This is a genomic window from Pseudomonas sp. IT-P218 (genome assembly GCF_949767605.1).
Classification (GTDB): domain Bacteria; phylum Pseudomonadota; class Gammaproteobacteria; order Pseudomonadales; family Pseudomonadaceae; genus Aquipseudomonas; species Aquipseudomonas putida_AE.
This window is the reverse complement of the sequence record NZ_CATKQQ010000011.1, coordinates 443,719-468,464: the sequence shown is the minus strand read 5'-3', so window position 1 is coordinate 468,464 and position 24,746 is coordinate 443,719. Positions and strand designations below refer to the sequence as shown.

Here is a 24,746-nt window from a genome sequence, read left to right as displayed (position 1 = left end):
GGCATTTCGAAATGCGGGGAGTATAGCCGAGGGCACTGTTTCATTTATAAGACGGTTGCGCCAGTTCTTATCCCGTGGGCAAAAAAGCGTGATTGACAGGATCAAAGTCAAAAGATCGCAGCCTTCGGCAGCTCCTACGCGCCTGTGGGCGCCGCCGCAAGCTGCGATCTTTCAAGGCAGACGCCTACAGGGAAGCCTGGCGAACCTGTTTCTCCAGCTCGGACTTCAATCCCGGTTCCAGCTTGAGCTGGCGCGCCAGTTCATCGAGGTATGACTTCTCCATGAAGCTCTCCTCATCCACCAGCATCACGCTGGCGATGTACATTTCCGCAGCCATTTCCGGTGTGCTGGCAGCGCGGGCGACATCACTGGGGTCCAGCGGTTTGTTCAGTTCGGCGTGCAGCCAGTGTTGCAGCTCCTGGTCGTTGTCGAGCTTGCTGAACTCGCCTTCGATCAGCTCGCGTTCGCGCGCATCGACATGACCGTCGGCCTTGGCCGCAGCCACCAGGGCCTTGAGAATCGCCTGGCTGTGCTGCTCGACTTGCGCCGGCGGCAATCGATCGAGGGTTTGCGGTTCGGTCCTCGGCGCCGTGCCCTGCTGGGCCTGCCAGTTGCCGTAGGCCTTGTAGGCCAGCACGCCCAATGCAGCGAGACCGCCATAGACCGCGACCTTGCCCCCGACCTTGCGCGCCTTCTTGTTACCCAGCAGCAGGCCCATGGCCCCGGCGGCCAACGCCCCCCCGCCCGCACCGGAGAGCAGGCTGCCGAGACCGCCCGAGCCTCCGGTGCCGCCGAGTAACCCGCCCAATCCTGCGTTGGACGAGGTGTTACGGGCACCACCGGTCTTGTTCTGCAACATGTCCTGACCGGATTTGAGTAGCTGGTCGAGCAATCCACGGGTGTTCATTTTCCGCCTCCACTAAAAGGTACAACCAGACCTTAAGGCCACCAGCCTAGATCGAAAGTGCCCGAAAACGGCCTGTTAGATTGCTTCCAGATGTTGCTCACGCTTTGCGCGGGTGACTTACAGCTACCCTCTAAAAAAACGATATACACTCGATAAAATCTATAAAACTGCCCACCGGGTACGCTCTTCATGATGACCTTGCGTCAAATCCGTCATTTCATTGCCGTGGCCGAGACCGGCTCGATCTCCGCCGCCGCGCAAACCGCGTTCATTTCCCAGTCCACCCTGACCCTGGCGATCCAGCAACTGGAGCAGGAAATCGGCGTCGGCCTGTTCAATCGCCACGCCAAGGGCATGACCCTGACCCATCAGGGGCACCAGTTCCTGCGCCAGGCGCATTTGATCCTGGCTACCGTGGACAACGCCAAGCGCAGCCTGCAACAAAGCACCGACCAGGTGGCCGGGCAATTGATCGTCGGGGTGACCAGCCTGGTGGCCGGTTACTACCTGGCGGACCTGCTCACGCGTTTCCAGCGCGCCTACCCCAACGTCGAAATCCGCGTGATGGAAGACGAACGCCCTTACATCGAACACTTGCTGGTCAGCGGCGAGATCGATGTCGGCGTGTTGATCCTCTCCAACCTCGAAGACCGCCACGCCCTGCAGACCGAAGTGCTGACCCATTCGCCCCATCGGCTGTGGCTGCCGGCCCAGCACCCGCTGCTGGAACACGACAGCATCAACCTAGCCGACGTGGCCCGCGAACCGCTGATTCAATTGAACGTCGATGAAATGGACCGCAATGCCCAGCGCATGTGGACAGCCGCCTCCCTGCAACCGCGCATCACCCTGCGCACCGCCTCGACCGAAGCGGTGCGTAGCCTGGTAGCTGCCGGCCTTGGCGTGTCGATCCAGCCCGACATGACTTACCGGCCATGGTCACTGGAGGGCGACATCATCGAAGCGCGGCCGATTGCCGACCTCAGCCATACCTTGGATGTCGGCCTGGCCTGGCGCCGCGGGACCGCGCGCCCGGCCCTGGTGGACCCGTTCCTGACCGTCGCCCGCGAGCAACCCCACGGCGGGCGCAAGCCATCTATTTAATCGAACGCCGCCTTCAGTATTTAGAATTTGTCGACCTCGGGTCTGCGCACTAGTCTTGATGCATCCATATAAGACGGCCAGCCCCAGTCACAGGGAGCAACATGGCCACACAAGAAAAGAGAACCCGCAAAATGGCTGGCTCGCAGACCCCGTTGTTCACCGCATTGTTGATCGAGGGTGAATTGGTCGCCGGGCAAGGCCGTGTCGAACCGATTCTCAACCCGGCCACAGGCGAAGTCCTGACGCACATCGCCGAAGCCAGCACCGAACAAGTCGAAGCCGCCATCCTCGCCGCCCACCGCGCCTTTGCCGGGTGGTCGCGAACCACGCCGCAGCAGCGCTCGAACCTGTTGCTCGATATCGCCAACGCCATCGAAAAAAACGCCGACCTGCTCGCCCGCCTCGAATCCCTGAACTGCGGCAAGCCGTTGCATCTGGCCCGTCAGGACGACCTGAGCGCCACGGTCGATGTGTTCCGCTTTTTCGCGGGCGCCGTGCGCTGCCAGACCGGCCAGCTCAGCGGCGAGTACCTGCCCGGGTACACCAGCATGGTGCGTCGTGATCCTATTGGAGTGGTTGCGTCCATCGCGCCGTGGAATTACCCGATCATGATGGCCGCGTGGAAAATCGCCCCGGCCCTGGCCGCCGGCAACACCTTGGTGTTCAAGCCATCGGAGCACACCCCCCTGTCGATCCTGGCGTTGGCCCCGGCGCTGGCCGAGATCCTGCCGCCCGGCGTGATCAACATTGTCTGCGGTGGCGGCGAAGGCGTCGGCAGCCATCTGGTCAGCCACCCCAAGGTGCGCATGGTGTCGCTGACCGGCGATATCGTCACCGGGCAGAAAATCCTCCAGGCCGCGGCAAAAACCCTCAAGCGCACGCACCTCGAACTGGGCGGCAAAGCGCCGGTGATCGTCTGTAACGATGCCGACATCCAGGCGGTGGTCGAAGGCGTGCGCACCTACGGCTACTACAACGCCGGGCAGGATTGCACCGCCGCTTGCCGGGTGTATGCCCAGGCCGGCATTCACGACCGCCTGGTGGCCGAACTCGGCGCGGCGGTCAGCAGCCTGCGTTTCGCCGGCAAACGCGATGCCGACAACGAAATCGGCCCGCTGATCAGCACCCGCCAGCGCGACCGCGTGGCCAGTTTCGTCGAACGCGCCCTCGGCCAGCCACACATCGAACGGGTGACCGGTGCGGCGGTGCATTCCGGCGCCGGCTTCTATTACCAGCCGACGTTGCTCGCCGGTTGCAAGCAAGGCGATGAAATCGTCCAGCGCGAAGTGTTCGGGCCGGTGGTCACCGTGACCCGCTTCGATCAGCTCGAACAAGCCGTGGACTGGGCCAACGACTCGGAATACGGCCTGGCCTCCTCGGTCTGGACCCAGAACCTGGACAAGGCGATGCAGGTCGCCGCGCGGTTGCAATATGGCTGCACCTGGATCAACAGCCATTTCATGCTGGTCAGCGAAATGCCCCACGGCGGGCTCAAGCGATCGGGCTACGGCAAGGACCTGTCCAGCGATTCGCTCCAGGACTACAGCGTGGTGCGGCACATCATGGCCCGCCACGGGCAGCATCTCTGACTACGCTAATAACAAGCCGATAGCGGCATGCTTCACCACGTTCACCACTGCCCCGACCATAATTTGAAGAAGAGGGAAATTCCATGTTCGTGCACAAGACCGCACTGCTCAGTGCAATCACCACCGCGCTGCTGGCCAGTGCCAGTGTCCAGGCCGCCGAGCCGTTGCAGGCTGTCGGTGCCGGCGAAGGGCAACTCGATATCGTCGCGTGGCCCGGCTACATCGAACGTGGCGAAAGCGACAAGGCCTACGACTGGGTGACCGGTTTCGAGAAGGAAACCGGCTGCAAGGTGAACGTTAAAACCGCGGCGACTTCCGATGAGATGGTCAGCCTGATGGCCAAGGGCGGTTATGACCTGGTGACGGCTTCCGGCGACGCTTCCTTGCGCCTGATCGTCGGCAAGCGGGTGCAGCCGATCAACACGACGTTGATCCCGAACTGGAAGAACCTCGACCCGCGCCTGAAAGATGCGCCGTGGTATGTGGTCAACAACCAGACCTATGGCACCCCGTACCAGTGGGGTCCGAACGTATTGATGTACAACACCAACGTCTTCAAGACCGCGCCCGACAGCTGGGGCGTGTTGTTCAATGCAGAAAACCTGCCGGACGGCAAGCCGAACAAGGGTCGCGTGCAGGCCTATGACGGCCCGATCTACATCGCCGACGCGGCGCTGTACCTCAAGACCGCCAAGCCGGAACTGGGCATCCAGAACCCCTACGAATTGACCGAAGCGCAATACAAGGCGGTGCTCGATCTCTTGCGCGCCCAGCAGCCGTTGATCCACCGCTACTGGCACGACACCACCGTGCAGATGAGTGACTTCAAGAACGAAGGCGTGGTGGCGTCCGGGGCCTGGCCGTATCAGGTCAACGGCCTGGTCAACGAGAAACAGCCGATCGCCTCGACCATCCCGAAAGAAGGCGCCACCGGGTGGGCGGATACCACCATGCTGCATGCCGAAGCCAAGCACCCCAACTGTGCCTACAAATGGATGGACTGGTCGCTGCAACCGAAAGTCCAGGGTGACGTGGCGGCGTGGTTCGGTTCGTTGCCAGCGGTACCGGCCGCGTGCAAGGAAAGCGAATTGCTCGGCGCCGAAGGTTGCAAGACCAATGGGTTCGACCAGTTCGACAAGATCGCCTTCTGGAAAACCCCACAGGCCGAAGGCGGCAAGTTCGTGCCGTACAGCCGCTGGACCCAGGACTACATCGCGATCATGGGCGGTCGCTAGTCTGCGCGATCCCTGAAATGAAGTAGATCCCACAGTTGACCACCTCTGTTGCCACTGCCGAGCAAGGCATTCGGCTGTAGTTGACCGTTTCTCGTTTTTTCAGAAGTCCAGGCAGGGCCGCTGCGACGGCCCTCGCCTTTTCGGAGCACCGCACCATGACGCTTGCAGTCCAGTTCACCAACGTTTCCCGTCAGTTCGGCGAAGTGAAAGCCGTTGACCGGGTTTCCATCGACATCCAGGACGGCGAGTTCTTCTCCATGCTTGGGCCTTCGGGCTCGGGCAAAACCACCTGCCTGCGCCTGATCGCCGGTTTTGAACAACCGAGCGCGGGCTCGATCCGCATTCATGGCGAGGAGGCCGCCGGCCTGCCGCCGTACCAGCGTGACGTGAACACTGTGTTCCAGGATTACGCGCTGTTCCCACACATGAACGTACTCGACAACGTCGCCTATGGCTTGAAAGTCAAAGGCGTCGGCAAGGCCGAACGCCGCAAACGCGCCGAAGAAGCCCTCGACATGGTCGCCCTCGGCGGTTACGGCGAGCGCAAACCGGTGCAACTGTCCGGTGGCCAGCGCCAGCGCGTAGCCCTTGCCCGCGCCCTGGTCAACCGTCCGCGTGTGCTGCTGCTCGACGAACCCTTGGGCGCGCTCGACCTGAAGCTGCGCGAGCAAATGCAGAGTGAACTGAAGAAGCTGCAACGCCAGCTGGGCATCACCTTTATCTTCGTCACCCACGACCAGACCGAAGCGCTGTCGATGTCCGATCGCGTCGCCGTGTTCAACAAGGGTCGCATCGAACAGGTCGATTCGCCGCGTAACCTGTACATGAAGCCCGCGACCACGTTCGTGGCGGAATTCGTCGGCACGTCCAACGTGATTCGCGGCGATCTGGCGCAGCAGTTGAGCGGCAATCCACAACCGTTTTCGATTCGCCCGGAACACGTGCGTTTCGCCGAAGGCCCACTGGCCGCGCACGAAATCGAAGTCAGCGGTTTACTGCACGACATCCAGTACCAGGGCAGCGCCACACGTTATGAACTGAAGCTGGAAAATGGCCAGACCCTGAACATCAGCCAGGCCAACAATCAGTGGCTCGATACCAGCGCGCAACATCAGACCGGGCAACGCCTCAGCGCACGCTGGGCGCGCGAAGCGATGATCCCGTTGCACGACACCATCGTGGGTGGGGTGTGAAATGACCAGCGTCGCTCTCCCGCAAAACCCGGCCAGTGGCTCGCCGTTGCGCCGATTTTCCAACCTGTTGTATCGCCGGCCGAACCTGTACCTGTCGATGCTGCTGGTGCCGCCGCTGCTGTGGTTCGGCGCGATCTACCTCGGCTCGTTGCTGACCCTGTTGTGGCAAGGTTTCTACACCTTCGACGACTTCACCATGGCGGTCACCCCCGACCTTACCCTGGCCAACTTCGCCGCGCTGTTCCAGCCATCGAACTTCGACATCATCCTGCGCACCTTGAGCATGGCGGTCGTCGTCTCGATCGCTAGCGCCATCGTCGCGTTCCCGATTGCCTACTACATGGCGCGCTACACCACCGGTAAGACCAAGGCGTTTTTCTACATCGCGGTGATGATGCCGATGTGGGCCAGTTACATCGTCAAGGCGTATGCCTGGACCCTGTTGCTGGCCAAGGGTGGCGTGGCGCAGTGGTTCGTCCAGCACCTGGGGCTGGAGCCGGTCTTGCAGTTCATCCTGGGCATTCCCGGCGTCGGCGGCAGTACCTTGTCGACCTCGCACCTGGGACGCTTCATGGTGTTCGTCTACATCTGGCTGCCGTTCATGATCCTGCCGATCCAGGCCTCGCTGGAACGCCTGCCACCGTCCTTGCTGCAAGCCTCGGCAGACCTCGGCGCCAAGCCACGCCAGACCTTCATGCAAGTGACACTTCCGCTGGCGATTCCGGGCATTGCCGCAGGTTCCATCTTCACCTTCTCGCTGACCTTGGGCGACTTCATCGTGCCGCAACTGGTCGGCCCGCCGGGCTACTTCGTCGGCAGCATGGTCTACGCCCAGCAAGGTGCGATCGGCAACATGCCGATGGCGGCCGCCTTCACCCTGGTGCCGATCGTGCTGATCGCCATTTACCTGTCCATCGTCAAACGACTGGGGGCCTTCGATGCACTCTGAAAAAGCATCCCTGGGTTTGCGCATTGCAGCCTGGGGCGGGTTGGTGTTCCTGCACTTCCCGATCCTGATCATCTTCCTGTACGCCTTCAACACCGAAGACGCGGCGTTCAGCTTCCCGCCCAAGGGCTTCACGCTGAAGTGGATCGGCGTGGCGTTCTCGCGGCCCGACGTACTGGAAGCGATCAAGCTGTCGTTGCAGATCGCTTCGATTGCCACGCTGATCGCCATGGTCCTCGGCACGCTGGCTTCGGCGGCGCTGTATCGCCGGGACTTCTTCGGCAAGCAAGGCATCTCGCTGATGCTGATCCTGCCGATCGCCCTGCCCGGCATCATTACCGGGATCGCGCTGCTGGCGACGTTCAAGACGCTGGGCATCGAGCCGGGGATGTTCACCATCATCGTCGGCCACGCGACCTTCTGCGTGGTGATCGTCTACAACAACGTCATCGCCCGCTTGCGCCGCACCTCCCACAGTCTGATCGAAGCCTCGATGGACCTCGGTGCCGACGGCTGGCAGACCTTCCGCTACATCATCCTGCCGAACCTGGGCTCGGCGCTGCTGGCCGGAGGCATGTTGGCGTTTGCGCTGTCGTTCGACGAGATCATCGTCACCACCTTCACCGCCGGCCATGAACGCACCCTGCCGCTGTGGCTGCTCAACCAGCTCAGCCGCCCTCGGGACGTGCCGGTGACCAACGTCGTGGCGATGCTGGTGATGATGGTGACCATGCTGCCGATTCTCGGCGCCTATTACCTGACGCGGGGCGGTGAGAGCGTGGCGGGTAGCGGTGGGAAATAACAGACAACTCAGCCACTGAAGAAACCGAATCTTGTAGGAGCTGGCTTGCCAGCGAAAGCGGTGTGTCAGCCGACATCAATGTTGGAGGTGATGGCCCCTTCGCGAGCAAGCCCGCTCCCACATTTTGAGCCGGTTCCTTCAGAGGTAAAACAACAGTTCCAAAGAGGACAGAACCATGCAAACCCAACTCTTGATCAACGGCCAACTTATCAACGGCGAAGGCCCCGCCCAACCGGTGTTCAACCCGGCGTTGGGGCGCGTGCTGGTGGAAATCAACGAAGCCAGCGAAGCCCAGGTCGATGCCGCTGTGCGCGCCGCCGATGCCGCGTTCGACAGCTGGTCGCAGACCCCGCCCAAGGAACGTTCGCTGCTGCTGCTCAAACTCGCCGACGCCATCGAGGCCCACGGCGAAGAGCTGGCCAAGCTGGAGTCGGACAACTGCGGCAAGCCCTACAGCGCCGCGCTCAACGACGAGATTCCGGCGATCGCCGACGTGTTCCGCTTTTTTGCCGGCGCCAGCCGCTGCATGAGCGGCTCGGCCGGTGGCGAGTACCTGCCCGGCCACACCTCGATGACCCGCCGCGACCCGGTGGGGGTGATCGCCTCCATCGCGCCGTGGAACTACCCGCTGATGATGGTCGCCTGGAAAATCGCCCCGGCCCTCGCCGCCGGCAACACGGTGGTGCTCAAGCCATCGGAACAGACGCCGTTGACCGCCCTGCGCCTGGCGCAACTGGCGTCGGAAATCTTCCCCGCTGGCGTGCTCAACCTGGTGTTTGGCCGTGGTCCCACGGTCGGCAGCCCGCTGGTCACCCACCCGAAAGTGCGCATGGTGTCGCTGACAGGTTCCATCGCCACCGGCTCGAACATCATTTCCAGCACCGCCGACAGCGTCAAGCGCATGCACATGGAACTGGGCGGCAAGGCCCCGGTGATCATCTTCGACGACGCCGACATCGACGCCGCCGTCGAGGGCATCCGCACCTTCGGTTTCTACAACGCCGGCCAGGACTGCACCGCCGCCTGCCGCATCTATGCCCAGGAAGGCATCTACGACAAGTTCGTGGAAAAACTCGGCGCGGCGGTCAGCAGCATCAAGTACGGCTTGCAGGACGATCCGGCGACCGAGCTCGGCCCGCTGATCACCGCGCAGCACCGCGACCGCGTGGCCGGCTTCGTCGAGCGCGCCGTGGCGCAGCCGCACATCCGCCTGATCACCGGCGGTAAAGCGGTGGACGGCAATGGCTTCTTCTTCGAACCGACGGTGTTGGCCGATGCTCAGCAGGACGACGAGATCGTGCGGCGCGAAGTGTTCGGGCCAGTGGTGTCGGTGACCAAATTCACCGATGAGGCGCAGGTGCTGGGCTGGGCCAACGACTCGGACTACGGCCTGGCGTCATCGGTATGGACCGCCGACGTCGGTCGTGCGCATCGCCTGTCGGCGCGCTTGCAGTACGGCTGCACCTGGGTGAACACGCATTTCATGCTGGTCAGCGAGATGCCCCATGGCGGGCAGAAGCTGTCCGGGTATGGCAAGGACATGTCGATGTATGGGCTGGAGGATTACACCGTTGTGCGGCATGTGATGTTCAAGCACTAAAACCATCGCCAGCAGGCTGGCTCCCACAATTTGGAATGCATTTCCCTGTGGGAGCCAGCCTGCTGGCGATTGCGTCACTTCGGTTTCAAGGTCGAAACCGGCATTAGGCACCACCAGGTTCCAGACCAAAGAAATCAAAACAATAACCACCGACCCGGGCGGCGCCTCCAAGCCCCGTCACGGTCTCGGGCATCCGAAATCTGCCGATTTTCCGGAGAAACACACATGAGTGCATCACCCGATCTCTCGTCCGCCATCGCCGACAGCGACGCCGAGCAGCTGCGAAAACTGGGCTACACGTCCAACTTCAATCGCAGCATGAGCCTGTGGGAAAACTTCGCCCTGGGCTTCACCTATCTCTCTCCGGTCGTAGGGGTCTATACCCTCTTCGGCCTGTGCCTCGCCGCCGGCGGGCCGCCGATGTTCTGGGCCTATTTACTGGTCGGTTGCGGGCAGTTGCTGGTGTGCCTGATCTTTGGTGAAGTGGTTTCGCAGTTCCCGATTTCCGGTGGCGTGTACCCGTGGGCGCGTCGCCTGGTGGGCAAGCGCTGGGCGTGGATGGTCGGCTGGATCTACTCCATCGCCCTGTGCGTGACCATTGCCGCCGTAGCCGTCGGCGCCGGCCCGTACCTGGCCGCCATGCTCGGTTTTGAACCGAGCAACAACACCAACATCATCATTGCCCTGGTACTGACGCTGTTCGCCACCCTGGTCAACCTCAGCGGCACCAAGGTGCTGGCGCGCATTGCCATGTTCGGCTTCCTCTGCGAACTGGTGGGTGCGGTGATCGTCGGTGTCTACCTGCTGGTCTTCGAACGCCATCAGTCGATCAGCGTGCTGTTCAACACCTTCGACATCAGCGTCAACGGCTCGTACCTGCCGGCCTTCCTCACTGCATCGCTGGCGGGGATGTTCCTGTACTACGGCTTCGAGGCCTGCGGCGACGTAGCCGAAGAAACCCCGAACCCGAGCAAGCAGATCCCGGTGGCCATGCGCATGACCATCTACATCGGCGGCGTGGCGGCGATGTTCGCCTGCCTGGCGCTGATCCTCGCCGTACCGGACATGCAAGCGGTGATCGATGGCACCGACAAGGACCCGGTCGGCACCATCCTCAACAATGCCTTCGGCCCGGTCGGTTCGAAAATGGTGATGGGCGTGGTGATGATTTCCTTCATCTCCTGCGTCATCAGCCTGCAAGCGGCGGCGAGTCGCCTGCTGTATTCCTACGCCCGGGACGAAATGGTCATCGGCAGCCGACTGCTGAAGAAGATTTCCCCTACCACCCAGGTTCCGGTTGCGGCACTGTTCGTGTCCGGCGTCCTGCCGGCGCTGATCATCATCCTCGGCTTCTTCCTGCAGGACGCGGTCGCCACCATCGTCAGCTTCGCCGCCATCGGTATTTACCTGGCTTTCCAGATGATCGTGCTCGCAGCGCTGTACGCCCGCCTCAAAGGCTGGAAACCCAGCGGCAAATTCACCCTCGGCGCCTGGGGCTGGGCAGTGAACATCGGCGCGCTGGTCTATGGCGTCGGCGCGATCATCAACATGGCCTGGCCACGGACCCCGGACGCCGCGTGGTACATCAACTACGCCATGGTCCTGAGTACCGCCATCGTCATCGGCCTGGGGTTGCTCTACATGTGGATTGCCAAGCCGTATGACCACGGTAAGGCGCCTGCCGGGGATGCGTGGAAAGTCAGTCGCTAACGGAAGTTGCCCCGGTGCCAACAGGTACCGGGGTTCATCGAGCCTGCAACAGGCAAGCATTTCGAAACAGTTCCTCGCTACTTGCGAATGTTTACCCGGCTAGAGTTTCCTCAACCACGCACGCGGTATCGGTTGACGATAGACGCAACAGAGCCTAGGGTGTTTACGTCGTTTACAGCGTATACACCTTTAGGAGAGCCACCATGGCCTCGCCCGTTTTGTCTTTTCGTGTCGAAGAACTTCTGGCCCAACAGCTGGATCAGCTGGCAGCGGCCACTGACCGCGACCGTCAGTACCACCTCAAGCGTGCACTGGTTCGATACGTGGAAGCCGAGTCCTGGCATCTGCAAGCCATCAGCGACGGCATAGCCGATGCCGATGCCGGAAAACTGACCGATCTGGACGCCGTGAAGGCTAAGTGGGCAAAACGTGCCGAGCGTAGTACTGACTGAGAAAGCCGAAAGCGACCTGAATGCCATCCATGAGCATTACCGAGAGGTCGTAGGCGCGAGTAGTGCCATCGAAATCATTGCAACCATGCTGCAATCTTTTCGGCAGTTGGAGCAGTTTCCCGGTTCAGGCAGGCCTTCCGTCATGCCTGATGTCCGAGAGTTAGTGCTTGGCCGTTATCCCTTCATTGCCCCGTATCGATTTGCCAATGGCCAGATACAGGTGTTGAGAGTGCTGCATCAGCGCTCCGAACGCTCTGAGGATTGGTAGAGGGGAGAACATCCAGCCGCGGCAAAGTTGCCGCGACTGAAGGTTCTATTTCTTCAAAACCGCGAAACACTGCGCATCGCATCCACCAGATAACGCATCGCAATGCGGTCACTCTCCGACAACTCCCGATAGCGTTCCACCAACTTAATCTCCTCGCTATTGAGCCGACGTCTTCGCCGGCCAGTAGACAGGCACGCAAAGATTCCCAGGATTTCGGTGATGCCTTGTACTTTCGACATGGACGATGTCCTTCTCTACGTCAAAGAAAACTTCAGAAACCGCATCGCCCTACCCCTTTTCAGCGGCCACCCTGTGCCCGCTGAAGCCACCGGCCCGAAGGGCAGAAACCGGTCATGTCCATAGAATAGGAATTATCCGGGCGCTGAAAAGCGGTTTTTAGAGTAATTAGTCAAAAAAAGCAGAAATGCCCTCTAAATCAGAATCTGCTGTCGGAAACGTTAACCGACATCTCTTGTTTCATTGCCGCGCCATCGTCACGCCATCAATCATTTTTTCTGCACAACCGAACGGTTTAAGCTATTCGTTATCTGTTTAAAGGCAGTTGCGTTTGGCCGAAGGCATGTCCGAACCGATATTCTTGATCCAGCAGTGCCAGGAACGGCGCGGGATCGTTCACGACAGGTTGTACTTATGCATCGCAGGAATTTGCTCAAAGCCTCCATGGCCATTGCGGCCTACACCGGTTTGTCGGCCACCGGCCTGCTCGCTGCCCAAGCCTGGGCAAGCAATGGCACGGCGGATGGCGAGGCTCAGGCGTTCGACTTCGAAGCGCTGAAGGCCCAGGCCAAGCAACTGGCCAGCAATCGCTACCAGGACACCAAGCAGGTGCTGCCGCCCACCCTGGCGACCATGACCCCGCAGAATTTCAATGCCATCCGCTATGACGGCAAGCATTCGTTGTGGAATGACCTCAATGGTCAGCTGGACGTGCAGTTTTTCCATGTTGGCATGGGTTTCCGCCAGCCGGTGCGCATGTACAGCGTCGATACCAAGACCCGCATGGCCCGCGAAGTGCATTTCCGCCCTTCGTTGTTCAACTATGAAAATACCTCGGTCGATACCCAGCAGCTCAAGGGCGACCTGGGCTTTTCCGGGTTCAAGCTGTTCAAGGCGCCGGAACTGGACAAACACGACGTGGTGTCTTTCCTCGGCGCCAGCTATTTCCGCGCCGTAGACGCCAGCGGCCAGTACGGTTTGTCGGCCCGCGGCCTGGCCATCGACACCTATGCCAAGAAGCGCGAAGAATTCCCCGACTTCACCAAGTTCTGGTTCGAGACGCCAGGCAAGGACAGCACGCGCTTCGTTGTCTACGCCCTGCTCGATTCGCCGAGCGCCACCGGTGCCTACCGTTTTGACATCGATTGCCAGGCCGAGCGCGTGGTGATGGAGGTCGACGCCCATGTCAACGCGCGCACCGCCATCGAACAACTGGGCATCGCGCCGATGACCAGCATGTTCAGTTGCGGCACCCACGAGCGCCGCATGTGCGACACCATTCACCCGCAGATCCACGACTCAGATCGCCTGGCGATGTGGCGGGGCAACGGCGAGTGGATCTGCCGCCCGCTGAACAACCCGGCCACCCTGCAATTCAACGCCTTCACCGACAAGGACCCGAAAGGTTTCGGCCTGGTGCAGACCGATCACGAGTTCGCCAGCTATCAGGACACCGTTGACTGGTACAGCCGACGCCCGAGCCTGTGGGTCGAACCAACGACCGCGTGGGGTGAAGGCTCAATCGATCTGCTGGAAATTCCTACCACCGGCGAGACCCTCGATAACATCGTGGCCTTCTGGACCCCGAAAAAACCGGTCGCGGCCGGCGACTCGCTGAACTACGGCTACAAACTCTACTGGAGCGCCCTGCCGCCCGTCGGCACGCCGCTGGCACGGGTCAACGCGACCCGGTCGGGTATGGGCGGTTTCACCGAAGGTTGGGCACCGGGCGAGCATTATCCGGAAGTCTGGGCCCGCCGTTTTGCCGTGGACTTCAACGGAGGCGGTCTGGATCGTCTGCCGGCGGGGACCGGCATCGAACCGGTGGTCACCTGTTCCAACGGCGAGGTGAAGGAGTTCAACGTGCTGGTGCTCGATGACATCAAGGGCTATCGCATCACCTTTGACTGGTACCCGACCAACGACAGTGTCGAGCCGGTGGAGCTGCGCCTGTTCATCCGCACCAATGACCGGACGCTGAGTGAGACCTGGTTGTACCAGTACTTCCCGCCGGCACCGGACAAGCGCAAATATACTTGAGGAAAAGCAAAAGATCGCAGCCTTCGGCAGCTCCTACAGGGGATCGTATTCCTCTGTAGGAGCTGCCGAAGGCTGCGATCTTTTGATCTTGAAACTCCTCAATCAATCACGCAAATCCGACTCATGAATCGGTTGGTCGCGATGGGTCGCCCGGTGATACTGCGCTGGCCATATGGCCTTGCGCCCACCGAGGTCATCGTCGGCATGCAGCGCCCAATAGGGATCACGCAACAGCTCGCGAGCGAGGAAGATGATATCCGCCTGACAGGTGCGCAGAATATGCTCGGCCTGTGCGGGCTCGGTGATCATGCCTACAGTACCGGTGGCGATGCCCGACTCCTTGCGCACACGTTCGGCAAACCGGGTTTGATAACCCGGGCCTGTGGGGATTTCCGCGTTGACCGCCGTTCCGCCTGACGACACATCGATCAGGTCCACGCCGAGGTCTTTCAGGCGCCGCGCCAGCTCGACGGTTTCATCCGGGTTCCAGCCATCCTCCACCCAGTCGGTGGCCGACACCCGCACGAACAGCGGTAATTCTTCCGGCCAGACTGCCCGCACCGCTTCGGTCACTTGCAGCACCAGCCGAATTCGATTTTCGAAGGATCCGCCATACTGGTCACGCCGCTGATTACTCAGGGGCGACAGAAACTGGTGCAACAGATAGCCATGGGCCGCGTGCACTTCGACCACCTTGAAACCGGCGGTCAACGCGCGTTTCGCCGCGTCGACAAAGGCCTGGATGACGTCAGCGATCTCGCCTTCGTCGAGCTGCTTGGGTTGTGTGTGCTGCGGGTCAAAGGCGATCGGTGACGGGCCCACCGGCTGCCAGCCGCCCTCGTCGATTTTCACGCTGCCATGCTTGCCGAGCCAGGGTCGATAGGTACTGGCCTTGCGGCCGGCATGGGCCAGCTGGATGCCGGCGACAGCGCCCTGAGCGGCGATGAAGCGAGTGATGCGTTGCAGGGGTTCGATCTGTTCATCGTTCCATAGACCAAGATCCTGGTCGGTGATGCGCCCGTCGGCGGTAACCGCCGTGGCTTCGGTAAATACCAGGCCCGCGCCGCCGACCGCGCGGCTGCCGAGATGGACCAGGTGCCAGTCATTGGCCAGGCCGTCGACACTCGAATACTGGCACATCGGCGATACCGCGATGCGGTTGAGCAGGGTCAATTGACGAAGGGTGTAGGGTTCAAGCAGCAGACTCATGGGGCACCTCTCAAATCAGTGGTCAGGCTCCAGGGTTCTGTTTGAATAGTCGACGAGTGACAGGAAAAGGATGCAGCACCCGCCCCCGCGGGCAAAAAATTGACAAGACGTCACAAGGATAATCAAGCAGTGCTTAGAGCCTAGTCGACATCGGGGGATGAGGGAGGATTCAGAGAGATTCGGTGTCGCAAAGATTGCCATCGCGAGCAAGCTCGCTCCCACAGGGTTCGCTCAAATCCTGTGGGAACGAGGGGTCAACGCGGTTCGATGTGGGCAATCATCAGTTGAACGGTCTCATTGCCGCGGAACTCGTTGACGTCGAGTTTGTAAGCCAATTCCACCCACTTGATGGTCGGATTCGGCCACACCTCACGGTCGATCCCGAATGCAATGCCGTCAAGCTTGACCGAACCGCACTCGCTGCGAAGCACCACCTTGAGGTGCCTTTCACCGACGACACGCTGCTCGACCAACTGAAACACCCCATGAAACAGCGGCTCCGGGAAGTGTTGCCCCCAAGGGCCGGCATGGCGCAAGGCGCGGGCCAGTTCCAGGTGAAACTCCTCGACCGCCAGGGTGCCGTCCGACAACAGGCGCCCGGTCAGGTCTTCGTCGCGCAATTGACGACGAACCTCGGCATCGAAGGCCTCGGCGAACAGCGGAAAATTCGCCTCCGGCAGCGTCAGGCCAGCGGCCATGGCGTGGCCACCGTACTTGGTGATCAGGTTCGGATGCTGCGCCGCCACCACGCTCAGGGCGTCGCGGATATGAAAGCCCTGGACCGAACGCCCGGAACCCTTGAGCAAGCCGTCGCCGGCATCGGCAAAGGCGATGGTCGGGCGGAAATAACGCTCTTTCATGCGCGATGCGAGGATACCGATGACACCCTGGTGCCACTCCGGATCGAACAGGCACAAGCCAAACGGCATCGATTCCACCGGCAGATCCTTGAGCTGGGCCAGCGCTTCACGCTGCATGCCCTGCTCGATGGATTTACGGTCCTGGTTCATCCCGTCCAGCTGCGCCGCCATCTCACGGGCCAGCGCCGCGTCGTCGGTCAGCAGGCATTCGATGCCCAGGCTCATGTCATCCAGTCGTCCGGCGGCGTTGAGGCGCGGGCCGACGATAAACCCCAGGTCGGTGGAGGTGATGCGCGCATGATCACGCTTGGCCACTTCGAGAATTGCCTTGATCCCCGGTCGGGCACGTCCGGCGCGAATCCGTTCGAGGCCCTGATGCACCAGGATCCGGTTGTTGGCATCCAGCGGCACCACGTCGGCCACGCTGCCCAGCGCCACCAGGTCGAGCAACTCGCCGATGTTCGGCTGCGGCTTGCTGGTGTACCAGCCGAGCTCGCGCAAACGCGCGCGCAAGGCCATCAGCACATAGAAGATCACCCCGACTCCGGCCAGCGCCTTGCTCGGGAAGGTGCAACCGGGCTGGTTCGGATTGACGATGGCATCGGCCAGCGGCAGTTCATCGCCGGGCAAGTGGTGATCGGTGACCAGCACGTTGAGCCCGGCCTTTTTCGCCGCCGCCACGCCTTCGACACTGGAAATGCCGTTGTCCACGGTAATCAGCAACTGAGGCTCGCGCTCCAGCGCCACCGCGACGATTTCCGGGGTCAGGCCGTAGCCGTAGTCGAACCGGTTGGGCACCAGATAGTCGACGTGCGCCGCACCCAACAGGCGCAAGCCCAGGGTGCCCACGGTACTGGCTGTGGCGCCATCGGCATCGAAGTCGCCCACGATCAGGATCCGCTGACGCTGTTCAAGCGCGGTCACCAGCAAGTCCACCGCCGCCTCGATCCCCTTGAGCTGCTGGAACGGAATCAGCCGCGCCAGGCTTTTGTCCAGTTCGGCTTCGGATAACACGCCCCGCGCGGCGTACAGCCGGGTCAGCAGCGGCGGGATATCACCGAGAAATGGCAGGGTGTCGGGCAGCAGGCGAGGTTCGATGCGCATGGGGTGACAGGGGCTTCTCTTCAATACGTAGGATAAAACCGGTGAGGCCGCGACTGATCAGCCGCGTTCGCCCAACAGCCACTGCAACTGGACTTCATGCTGACCACGGTCGTCGGTGACGAAAATCGTCCCTTCGCTGATCATCACGTCCCACTTGATGACGCGGGGCATGTCCTTGGCCAGGGTTTCCAGGACTTCCTGGGGAACCGCCGCGATGTTGACGTTTTTCAGGTTCTTGATCGCCGGGATCACTTTGCCTTCCCAGACCCGCAGGCTGCCGTAGGCCAGCAGGCTGGTGCGTTCGGTGCGGCGCGAGCACCAGGTCAGGCGATCGGCGTCCGGCTGGCCGACTTCGATCCAGTGCAGGACACGGTCATCCAGGCTCTTTTCCCACAGGGCCGGTTCATCCACGTCTGACAGACCACGGCCGAACGACAGCTGCTCGTTGTACCAGAGGGCGTAGGCCAAAAGGCGCACGGTCATGCGCTCTTCGGTTTCCGAAGGGTGGCGGGCGATGGTCTGCTTGACGGACTCGTAGACGCTGCGATCGAGGTCGGTGAGGTTCAGTTCAAACTTGTAGGTCGTGGACGGCTGGGCCATGAACGGGCTTCTTGATACGGGGAAAGGCGGCAAGTCTAACCGATGCAGCCGCCAATCAACGAATAGAAGCAGATCTCCCTTGGGCGCCTGACAGTCGGCTATGTTAAAACTCTGTACTCGCTCAATCTTTGTCCTACAGGAACCCGCATGCCGTCTTCTGCCAAACCGCTCTCAGGTCTGAAAGTCATCGAACTGGGTACCTTGATCGCCGGCCCGTTTGCCTCGCGCATCTGCGCTGAATTCGGTGCCGATGTGGTCAAGGTCGAATCGCCGGACGGCGGCGATCCATTGCGCAAATGGCGCAAGTTGTACGAGGGCACCTCGCTGTGGTGGTTCGTCCAGGCACGCAATAAAAAGTCGCTGACACTGAACCTCAAGCACCCGGACGGCCTGGAGATCCTGAAAAAACTGCTCAGCGAAGCGGACATCCTGATCGAAAACTTCCGCCCCGGCGTGCTGGAAAAGCTTGGCCTGGGTTGGGATGTGCTGCATGCGCTGAACCCCAAGCTGGTCATGGTGCGCCTCTCGGGCTTCGGTCAGACCGGCCCGATGAAGGACCAACCCGGGTTTGGCGCGGTCGGCGAATCCATGGGCGGCCTGCGCTACATCACCGGGTTCGAGGACCGGCCGCCAGTACGCACCGGGATTTCCATCGGTGACTCGATAGCCGCGCTGTGGGGCGTGATCGGTGCGCTCATGGCCCTGCGTCACCGCGAGGTCAATGGCGGTGCGGGGCAAGTGGTGGACGTGGCGCTCTACGAGGCGATCTTCGCCATGATGGAAAGCATGGTGCCGGAGTTCGACGTGTTCGGCTTCATTCGCGAACGCACCGGCAACATCATGCCGGGCATCACACCCTCCTCGATCCACACCAGTGCCGATGGCAAACATGTACAGATCGGCGCCAATGGCGACGCGATCTTCAAGCGTTTCATGTTGATCATCGGCCGGGAAGACCTGGCCAACGACCCGCAGTTGGCCAGTAACGACGGCCGCGACAGCCGTCGCGACGAAATCTACGGGGTGATCGATCGCTGGGTCAATTCGTTGCCCCTGGACAGCGTCATCGAGCTGTTGAACCAGGCCGATGTACCGGCCAGCCGAATCTTCAGCGCCGAAGACATGTTCAGCGATCCACAGTACCTCGCCCGGGAAATGTTCCTGCAGGCCAAGCTACCCGATGGCAAGGACTTCAAGATGCCGGGGATCGTGCCGAAACTCTCAGAGACACCCGGTGATTGTGAATGGGTCGGGCCACAACTGGGCGAGCACAATACCCAGGTACTCCAGGAACTTGGCTATGACGCGTCGCAGATTGCACAGCTGCGCAAAGACGGAGCCATCTGAGCTCAAGCGTCTGTTTGCGCGACTCATCAAACCCTGCCTGTTGCTGGACGGCCGGCGCCTGGGCGCGTTGGCGAGCCTGTTGCTGATCATCACCCTGGCCGCGCCGGTATCGGCGCAGGCCAAGGATTCCCTGGTCTGGCTGAAACGCGATCTACCACCGCTGTTCATTTTCGACGGCCCGCAAAAAGGCCAGGGGGTCATCGACCAACTGCTCCGCCAACTGATCGCCGGCATGCCGCAGTACCAGCACAGTGTGCTGAAGGTCAATCGAGCCCGTGGCTTGCAGATGCTCCACGAACCGGCCCTCACCTGCGATGCGGCGCTGAATTGGAGCAAGGAGCGCGAAAGCTGGATCGCCTTTTCCCTCCCGGTTTTTCGCGCCATGAGCAATGGCCTGGCCATACGGCGTAATGATCGGGAAGTACTGACGCCGTTCCTCAAGGATGGCGAGGTGGACTTGGCGGCTCTATTGGCCACCGGCAGCGTGACGCTGGGCATTGTTGCCGAACGCAACTACGGCGACTTTCTCGACACCTTGCTCAAGCAGGCGCCGGGCAAGGTGCTGACCTCGCACTACGGCAACGACGCCTTGGGCAGCCTGTTGCAGATGCAACGCCTGGGTCGCCTGCAATTGCTCTTGGGCTATCGCCCGGAAATTCGTTATCAGGCGCAGCAACAAGGCATCGCTGAAGATGAACTGGAGTTCTTCCCGATTCGTGGCACCGGCAAGTACCTGTCCGGCTACATAGGCTGCACCAACACGCCCCAGGGCCGCCAGGCGATCGTCGAGATCAACCAGCTGCTGCGTGCCCTGCCCCGGGATCACTTGAGCGAGGCGTACGCCGGTTGGCTCGACCCGCAAAGTCGCAGCGACTACCTGCAAGCGGCCAGGGATTTTTTCGAGCACCAGAGCGGCTACTGACAATTTCCGGGCAAAAAGAAACCCCGAGAAGTGGGGAGACGACTCGGGGTTAAACGTGGTCTTTTCAAGGACCCGTAACGGCAAGCGGCAAGCACCGGAGCACAATGCTTGATCTTGCTGTTACTAGGTCTGACGATGGGGATGCAGGAAGGTTCCCACATCCGACAATTCAATTTCGGCTGGCCAGCAGCTTGTCCTGTGCGGCATTGCGCAACGCCGCGATGACACAGGGTTCCAGGCGTCCTTCAGCAATCAGCACGTCGCGGTGCAAGCCGTCGACCACATCCGTCAGCTGGCGCTTGTCGCTCAACTGTGCCTGGTTGAACGCCCGATCGACCACTATGGCGCCGATTGCGTTCTTCAATGTCACCCGGCATTCACCGTGAATGCCCGACGGGGTCAACGTCACCTGGTACGGGCTCAGAGCCTCACCGAGCAAGAGACTGATACTTTCCATCCGATCACCACTCAATAGTCCGAAAACAAAGTGCCTGGGGGCGTGTGTACAGTAAATGACCGCTGGCCCGGGTAGAAAGTTCTGAAGACCGAGTGCAGGTGAACCTGCGCCTCTGGTCGATAGAGCATGCACGCTGAAGATGACAGAGAAAAAACAACAGCGTCAAGCCTGCCCCGTATTCATCCGCGACGACTGCCGGCAATTTGGAATGCACCAACAGAAAAGCCCGTCAGGAGACGGGCTTTCTTGTGTGACAAGGTTTGCCTGTTACAAAGGCTTACCGCGGTTGCCATGCTGGCTGACAAAGGCCTGCACGGCCTTGAGGTCATTCGGCAATACGGTGCAACGCTCGTCTCGTCCAAACAGATCAGAAAGATGCGCAGGAAGCTCAAGGGCTTTTCCTACGCCAGCTTTCAACACGGCGTCCGGGAACTTGACCGGATGGGCCGTGCCCAGGATCACCATCGGGATATCCAGGCTGCGACGGCATTCCCGTGCGGCCTTGACGCCGATCGCGGTGTGCGGGTCCAGTACTTCGCCGGTCTGCTCGAAGACTTCGGCGATGGTTTCGCAGGTTTGCGCATCGTCCACGGCCAGCGAGTCGAACAGCTTGCGCGCCTCAGTCCAGCGCTCCTGCTCGACGCTGAAACCGCCGCCCTGCTTGAAGCTGTCCATCAGCCCGGCAATCGCCGCGCCGTTGCGACCGTGCAGGTCGAACAGCAGGCGTTCGAAGTTCGAGGACACCATGATGTCCATCGACGGCGACAGGGTCGCGTGCAGGGTTTCCTTGACGTACTGGTTGCCGCTCATGAAGCGGTGCAGGATGTCATTGCGGTTGGTGGCGACGATCAACTGGTTGATCGGCAGGCCCATGTTACGCGCCAGGTAACCGGCGAAGATGTCGCCGAAGTTACCGGTTGGCACCGAGAACGCCACCGAACGCGCCGGACCGCCCAGCTGCAGGGCCGCGTGGAAGTAGTAGACGATCTGGGCCATGATGCGCGCCCAGTTGATCGAGTTCACCGCCACCAGGCGTGTTCCCTTGAGGAAGCCCTGGTCGGCGAAGCTCGCCTTGACCATTTCCTGGCAGTCATCGAAGTTGCCTTCGATGGCGATGTTGTGGATGTTCTCACCGAAAATGGTGGTCATCTGCCGACGCTGCACATCGGAAACACGGTTGTGCGGGTGCAGGATGAAGATGTCGACGTTTTCGCAGTGCTTGCAGCCTTCAATCGCAGCCGAGCCGGTATCGCCGGAAGTGGCGCCGACGATAACCACGCGCTCGCCGCGCTTTTCCAGCACGTAGTCGAGCAGGCGACCGAGCAGTTGCAGGGCGAAGTCCTTGAACGCCAGGGTCGGGCCGTGGAACAGTTCCAGCACCCACTCATTGCCGTTCAACTGGCGCAGCGGTGCCACGGCGTTGTGGGAAAACACACCGTACGTTTCTTCAAGAATTTTTTTGAAATCGGCATCCGGGATGCTGCCGGTCACGAACGGGCGCATCACCCGGAAAGCCAGCTCGTGATATGGCAGGCCTGCCCAGGAAGCGATTTCTTCCTGGGTGAAGCGTGGCAGGTTTTCCGGGACGTACAGACCGCCGTCGGTGGCAAGGCCTGCCAGCAGGACGTCTTCGAAATTCAGGGCCGGTGCCTGGCCGCGGGTACTGATGTAGCGCATAGGGGCAAACCTTCGGTTTGGGCTTCAAGCTGCAAGCTTCAAGCTGCAAGTAAAAGCAGAGCCGCTTTTCACTTGTAGCTTGCCGCTTGCCGCTTGCCGCTGTGTTAATTCAAATGTTCGACGCGAATCCGGACTACCGGGCCAACCACGCCCTGCAGAGCTTCCAGTGCCTGAATGGCATCGTTGATGCGCTGCTCCACCACACGGTGGGTCAGCAGGATCATCGGTACCAGGCCGTCGTGCTCCTCGGCTTCCTTCTGCATGATCGACTCGATGTTGATGCCACGCTCGGACAGGATGCTGGCCACCTGGGCCAGAACGCCCGGATGGTCCTTGGCCTGGATCCGCAGGTAGTACGCGCTTTCGCAGGCGTCGATCGGCAGGATCGGGTGCGCCGACAGCGAATCCGGCTGGAAGGCCAGGTGCGGTACGCGGTTTTCCGGGTCCGAGGTCATGGCGCGAACCACGTCCACCAGGTCGGCGATCACCGACGAAGCGGTCGGCTCCATGCCGGCGCCGGCACCGTAGAACAGCGTCGAACCGGCGGCGTCGCCGTTGACCATCACCGCGTTCATCACGCCGTTGACGTTGGCGATCAGGCGATCGGCCGGGATCAGCGTCGGGTGCACGCGCAACTCGATACCCGCGGCGGTGCTGCGTGCCACGCCCAGGTGCTTGATGCGATAACCCAGCGCTTCGGCGTAGTTCACGTCGGCGGTGGTCAGCTTGGTGATGCCTTCGGTGTAGGCCTTGTCGAACTGCAGCGGAATGCCGAATGCGATGGACGCCAGGATCGTCAGCTTGTGCGCCGCATCGATGCCTTCAACGTCAAAGGTCGGGTCGGCTTCGGCATAGCCCAGGGCTTGCGCTTCGGCCAACACGTCTTCGAAGGTCCGGCCCTTCTCGCGCATCTCGGTGAGAATGAAGTTGCCGGTGCCGTTGATGATGCCGGCCACCCAGTTGATGCGGTTGGCGGACAGGCCTTCACGGATCGCCTTGATCACCGGAATGCCACCGGCCACGGCCGCTTCGAACGCAACGATCACGCCCTTCTCGCGTGCCTTGGCGAAAATTTCATTACCGTGAACGGCGATAAGCGCCTTGTTCGCGGTGACCACATGCTTGCCATTCTCGATGGCCTTGAGTACCAGCTCGCGGGCAACGGTGTAGCCGCCCATCAGCTCTATGACGATGTCGATCTCAGGGTTCGTGGCCACTTCGAAGACATCGGTGGTAATCGCAATACCGGTCGTTTGGAACTGAGGCTTTGGCGTGCGCATGGCAATTTGTGCCACTTCGATTCCACGCCCGGCACGACGAGCAATTTCCTCGGCGTTGCGCTGAAGTACGTTGAAGGTACCGCCACCGACGGTCCCTAACCCACAGATGCCTACTTTGACCGGTTTCACTGTGAACTCCCCATAAAACGGCCGACTCGAGGCCGGCCGTGAAAACAGCCGCAAACTCGCGGCTCTCTATTGATGGCCCGGCTGGAACTGCCGCCGGGCCACGCTCGTCAACGGCTGACCGTGACGATACGAATTACTTGGCACTGAGCGCCAGTTTGGCGACTTGTGGCGCCGGCTGGTAGCCCGGAATGACCTGACCGTCGGCCAAAACGATGGCCGGCGTGCCGTTCACGCCAATCGACTGGCCGAGGGCGAATTGCTTGGATACCGGGTTATCGCACTTGGCGGCCTTGATTTCCTTGCCGTCGACCATCTTGTCCATGGCCGCCTTCTTGTCTTTCGAACACCAGACCGCCTGCAGTTGCTCGTCACCCGGCGAACCCAGGCCCTGGCGTGGGAACGCCACGTAACGCACTTCGATGCCGCGCTTGTTCAGCTCCGGCACTTCGGCGTGCAGTTTGTGGCAGTACGGGCAAGTGGTGTCGGTGAACACGGTGATGTGCGACTTGGTTTCGCCAATGGCCGGGTACACCACGGTTTCCGCGACGGGGATGGCGTTGACCAGTTTGGAAACACCCAGGCGCTCGGTCTTCTCGGTCAGGTTGACCGGCTTGCCGTCCTTGAGCTGGAACATGTAGCCCTGGACCACGTACTGGCCGTCGGCGCTGGCATAGAGTACGCGGCTGCCTTGCAGCTTGACTTCGTACAGGCCTGGCAGAGGGCTGGCGGAAATGCTTTCTACCGGTACTTCGAGCTGGAGGTTTTCCAGGCTTTTACGAATGGCTTTATCGGCCGCGTCATCGGCGACAGCAAAGGTGCTGACCAACGCGATGGCGGCGGCGGCGAAAATCTGGGTCAAACGCATGAGAACTCCTGAAGGCGGACAAATGAGACGCTCAGAACGCCAGTGCCGAAACACCGGGTCATAAACGCCCATCGTGCAAACTGGCAAAGCCTACCACATAAGGTTCGTGTGGCCGAATGCACCTGATACAAGACATCACACCCCCCCTGTAGGAGCTGCCGCAGGCTGCGATCTTTTGACTTTGATCTTTAAGATCAAAAGATCGCAGCCTGC

Annotated in this window: 22 protein-coding genes; 13 read left to right on the top strand and 9 right to left on the bottom strand. The window is 61.1% G+C overall.

Annotated features, from left to right (window positions below):
• Window positions 1-184 precede the first annotated feature (184 nt).
• Window positions 185-907 (bottom strand): tellurite resistance TerB family protein, encoded by a 723-nt coding sequence (locus ACM6I6_RS08865; RefSeq protein ID WP_414919772.1) that lies wholly within the window; start codon window positions 905-907, stop codon window positions 185-187.
• 189 nt (window positions 908-1,096) lie between these two features.
• Here ACM6I6_RS08865 and ACM6I6_RS08860 point away from each other — a divergent pair, with 189 nt between their 5' ends.
• The 10 genes from ACM6I6_RS08860 (at window position 1,097) to ACM6I6_RS08815 (ending at window position 11,806) form a co-directional block, all read left to right on the top strand.
• Window positions 1,097-2,011, top strand: coding sequence for a LysR family transcriptional regulator (locus ACM6I6_RS08860; protein ID WP_323608722.1), 915 nt, complete (start codon window positions 1,097-1,099; stop codon window positions 2,009-2,011).
• Window positions 2,012-2,142: 131 nt separating this feature from the next.
• The gene (locus ACM6I6_RS08855) at window positions 2,143-3,600 is read left to right on the top strand and encodes a gamma-aminobutyraldehyde dehydrogenase (protein ID WP_414919927.1); all 1,458 of its coding nucleotides are present in this window, start codon (window positions 2,143-2,145) and stop codon (window positions 3,598-3,600) included.
• Between the two features lie 83 nt (window positions 3,601-3,683).
• Window positions 3,684-4,835, top strand: coding sequence for a putative ABC transporter substrate-binding protein YdcS (ydcS, locus tag ACM6I6_RS08850; RefSeq protein WP_323608721.1), 1,152 nt, complete (start codon window positions 3,684-3,686; stop codon window positions 4,833-4,835).
• A gap of 155 nt (window positions 4,836-4,990) precedes the next feature.
• Window positions 4,991-6,028 (top strand): ABC transporter ATP-binding protein, encoded by a 1,038-nt coding sequence (locus tag ACM6I6_RS08845; protein ID WP_274077210.1) that lies wholly within the window; start codon window positions 4,991-4,993, stop codon window positions 6,026-6,028.
• Window position 6,029: 1 nt separating this feature from the next.
• Window positions 6,030-6,977, top strand: a complete 948-nt coding sequence (locus ACM6I6_RS08840; protein ID WP_046816459.1) for an ABC transporter permease — start codon at window positions 6,030-6,032, stop codon at window positions 6,975-6,977.
• Entirely contained in the window at window positions 6,967-7,776 is an 810-nt protein-coding gene (locus ACM6I6_RS08835; protein WP_046816458.1) for an ABC transporter permease, read from the top strand. Before ACM6I6_RS08840 ends, ACM6I6_RS08835 begins: the two co-directional genes overlap by 11 nt.
• Before the next feature lie 175 nt (window positions 7,777-7,951).
• Entirely contained in the window at window positions 7,952-9,376 is a 1,425-nt protein-coding gene (locus ACM6I6_RS08830) for a gamma-aminobutyraldehyde dehydrogenase (protein WP_414919771.1), read from the top strand.
• Between the two features lie 225 nt (window positions 9,377-9,601).
• The gene (locus tag ACM6I6_RS08825) at window positions 9,602-11,086 is read left to right on the top strand and encodes an APC family permease (RefSeq protein ID WP_274077219.1); all 1,485 of its coding nucleotides are present in this window, start codon (window positions 9,602-9,604) and stop codon (window positions 11,084-11,086) included.
• Window positions 11,087-11,289: 203 nt separating this feature from the next.
• Window positions 11,290-11,538, top strand: a complete 249-nt coding sequence (locus tag ACM6I6_RS08820; RefSeq protein ID WP_274077220.1) for a CopG family ribbon-helix-helix protein — start codon at window positions 11,290-11,292, stop codon at window positions 11,536-11,538.
• Window positions 11,516-11,806, top strand: a complete 291-nt coding sequence (locus ACM6I6_RS08815; RefSeq protein WP_274077221.1) for a type II toxin-antitoxin system RelE/ParE family toxin — start codon at window positions 11,516-11,518, stop codon at window positions 11,804-11,806. Before ACM6I6_RS08820 ends, ACM6I6_RS08815 begins: the two co-directional genes overlap by 23 nt.
• Window positions 11,807-11,859: 53 nt before the next feature.
• On the opposite strand, the gene ACM6I6_RS08810 is transcribed toward ACM6I6_RS08815, so the two are convergent.
• Window positions 11,860-12,045 carry a hypothetical protein gene (locus ACM6I6_RS08810; protein ID WP_274077222.1) on the bottom strand — a complete coding sequence of 62 codons (186 nt, stop codon included), beginning with the start codon at window positions 12,043-12,045 and terminating at the stop codon, window positions 11,860-11,862.
• Between the two features lie 412 nt (window positions 12,046-12,457).
• On the opposite strand from ACM6I6_RS08810, the gene ACM6I6_RS08805 reads away from it, so the two are divergent.
• Complete coding sequence (locus ACM6I6_RS08805) at window positions 12,458-14,083, top strand: glucan biosynthesis protein D (RefSeq protein ID WP_323609410.1); 1,626 nt, start codon at window positions 12,458-12,460, stop codon at window positions 14,081-14,083.
• Window positions 14,084-14,185: 102 nt separating this feature from the next.
• Here the strand turns inward: ACM6I6_RS08805 and ACM6I6_RS08800 are convergent, their stop codons facing one another.
• The 3 genes from ACM6I6_RS08800 to ACM6I6_RS08790 all read right to left on the bottom strand — a co-directional run bounded on the left by ACM6I6_RS08800 (window position 14,186) and on the right by ACM6I6_RS08790 (window position 17,856).
• A complete protein-coding gene (locus ACM6I6_RS08800; protein WP_274077224.1) occupies window positions 14,186-15,292 on the bottom strand; it encodes an NADH:flavin oxidoreductase/NADH oxidase in 1,107 nt (368 codons plus the stop codon).
• Window positions 15,293-15,546: 254 nt separating this feature from the next.
• Complete coding sequence (recJ, locus tag ACM6I6_RS08795; RefSeq protein ID WP_274077225.1) at window positions 15,547-17,256, bottom strand: single-stranded-DNA-specific exonuclease RecJ; 1,710 nt, start codon at window positions 17,254-17,256, stop codon at window positions 15,547-15,549.
• Between the two features lie 57 nt (window positions 17,257-17,313).
• Window positions 17,314-17,856: a YaeQ family protein gene (locus ACM6I6_RS08790; RefSeq protein WP_008057823.1), complete on the bottom strand. Its 543-nt coding sequence runs from the start codon at window positions 17,854-17,856 to the stop codon at window positions 17,314-17,316.
• Between the two features lie 147 nt (window positions 17,857-18,003).
• Here ACM6I6_RS08790 and ACM6I6_RS08785 point away from each other — a divergent pair, with 147 nt between their 5' ends.
• A complete protein-coding gene (locus ACM6I6_RS08785) occupies window positions 18,004-19,203 on the top strand; it encodes a CaiB/BaiF CoA transferase family protein (RefSeq protein ID WP_406591646.1) in 1,200 nt (399 codons plus the stop codon).
• Window positions 19,157-20,125 carry a TIGR02285 family protein gene (locus ACM6I6_RS08780; RefSeq protein WP_274077227.1) on the top strand — a complete coding sequence of 323 codons (969 nt, stop codon included), beginning with the start codon at window positions 19,157-19,159 and terminating at the stop codon, window positions 20,123-20,125. The genes ACM6I6_RS08785 and ACM6I6_RS08780 overlap by 47 nt, the downstream gene beginning before the upstream one ends.
• A 169-nt stretch (window positions 20,126-20,294) precedes the next feature.
• Here the strand turns inward: ACM6I6_RS08780 and ACM6I6_RS08775 are convergent, their stop codons facing one another.
• The 4 genes from ACM6I6_RS08775 to dsbC form a co-directional block, all read right to left on the bottom strand.
• Entirely contained in the window at window positions 20,295-20,582 is a 288-nt protein-coding gene (locus ACM6I6_RS08775) for a DUF3509 domain-containing protein (RefSeq protein ID WP_274077228.1), read from the bottom strand.
• Window positions 20,583-20,849: 267 nt separating this feature from the next.
• Window positions 20,850-22,259: a threonine synthase gene (gene thrC / locus ACM6I6_RS08770; protein ID WP_414919770.1), complete on the bottom strand. Its 1,410-nt coding sequence runs from the start codon at window positions 22,257-22,259 to the stop codon at window positions 20,850-20,852.
• Between the two features lie 104 nt (window positions 22,260-22,363).
• On the bottom strand, window positions 22,364-23,668 hold the full coding sequence (locus ACM6I6_RS08765) for a homoserine dehydrogenase (protein ID WP_323609418.1): 1,305 nt from the start codon (window positions 23,666-23,668) through the stop codon (window positions 22,364-22,366).
• 133 nt (window positions 23,669-23,801) lie between these two features.
• Window positions 23,802-24,533: a bifunctional protein-disulfide isomerase/oxidoreductase DsbC gene (gene dsbC / locus ACM6I6_RS08760; protein WP_008057812.1), complete on the bottom strand. Its 732-nt coding sequence runs from the start codon at window positions 24,531-24,533 to the stop codon at window positions 23,802-23,804.
• Between the last annotated feature and the right edge of the window lie 213 nt (window positions 24,534-24,746).

Coding starts and splice junctions, on each gene's coding strand:
- ACM6I6_RS08865 (WP_414919772.1), bottom strand. CDS start 907: ATGAACACCCGTGGATTGCTCGACCAGCTACTCAAATCCGGTCAGGAC.
- ACM6I6_RS08860 (WP_323608722.1), top strand. CDS start 1,097: ATGATGACCTTGCGTCAAATCCGTCATTTCATTGCCGTGGCCGAGACC.
- ACM6I6_RS08855 (WP_414919927.1), top strand. CDS start 2,143: ATGGCTGGCTCGCAGACCCCGTTGTTCACCGCATTGTTGATCGAGGGT.
- ydcS (WP_323608721.1), top strand. CDS start 3,684: ATGTTCGTGCACAAGACCGCACTGCTCAGTGCAATCACCACCGCGCTG.
- ACM6I6_RS08845 (WP_274077210.1), top strand. CDS start 4,991: ATGACGCTTGCAGTCCAGTTCACCAACGTTTCCCGTCAGTTCGGCGAA.
- ACM6I6_RS08840 (WP_046816459.1), top strand. CDS start 6,030: ATGACCAGCGTCGCTCTCCCGCAAAACCCGGCCAGTGGCTCGCCGTTG.
- ACM6I6_RS08835 (WP_046816458.1), top strand. CDS start 6,967: ATGCACTCTGAAAAAGCATCCCTGGGTTTGCGCATTGCAGCCTGGGGC.
- ACM6I6_RS08830 (WP_414919771.1), top strand. CDS start 7,952: ATGCAAACCCAACTCTTGATCAACGGCCAACTTATCAACGGCGAAGGC.
- ACM6I6_RS08825 (WP_274077219.1), top strand. CDS start 9,602: ATGAGTGCATCACCCGATCTCTCGTCCGCCATCGCCGACAGCGACGCC.
- ACM6I6_RS08820 (WP_274077220.1), top strand. CDS start 11,290: ATGGCCTCGCCCGTTTTGTCTTTTCGTGTCGAAGAACTTCTGGCCCAA.
- ACM6I6_RS08810 (WP_274077222.1), bottom strand. CDS start 12,045: ATGTCGAAAGTACAAGGCATCACCGAAATCCTGGGAATCTTTGCGTGC.
- ACM6I6_RS08805 (WP_323609410.1), top strand. CDS start 12,458: ATGCATCGCAGGAATTTGCTCAAAGCCTCCATGGCCATTGCGGCCTAC.
- ACM6I6_RS08800 (WP_274077224.1), bottom strand. CDS start 15,292: ATGAGTCTGCTGCTTGAACCCTACACCCTTCGTCAATTGACCCTGCTC.
- recJ (WP_274077225.1), bottom strand. CDS start 17,256: ATGCGCATCGAACCTCGCCTGCTGCCCGACACCCTGCCATTTCTCGGT.
- ACM6I6_RS08790 (WP_008057823.1), bottom strand. CDS start 17,856: ATGGCCCAGCCGTCCACGACCTACAAGTTTGAACTGAACCTCACCGAC.
- ACM6I6_RS08785 (WP_406591646.1), top strand. CDS start 18,004: ATGCCGTCTTCTGCCAAACCGCTCTCAGGTCTGAAAGTCATCGAACTG.
- ACM6I6_RS08780 (WP_274077227.1), top strand. CDS start 19,157: ATGACGCGTCGCAGATTGCACAGCTGCGCAAAGACGGAGCCATCTGAG.
- ACM6I6_RS08775 (WP_274077228.1), bottom strand. CDS start 20,582: ATGGAAAGTATCAGTCTCTTGCTCGGTGAGGCTCTGAGCCCGTACCAG.
- thrC (WP_414919770.1), bottom strand. CDS start 22,259: ATGCGCTACATCAGTACCCGCGGCCAGGCACCGGCCCTGAATTTCGAA.
- dsbC (WP_008057812.1), bottom strand. CDS start 24,533: ATGCGTTTGACCCAGATTTTCGCCGCCGCCGCCATCGCGTTGGTCAGC.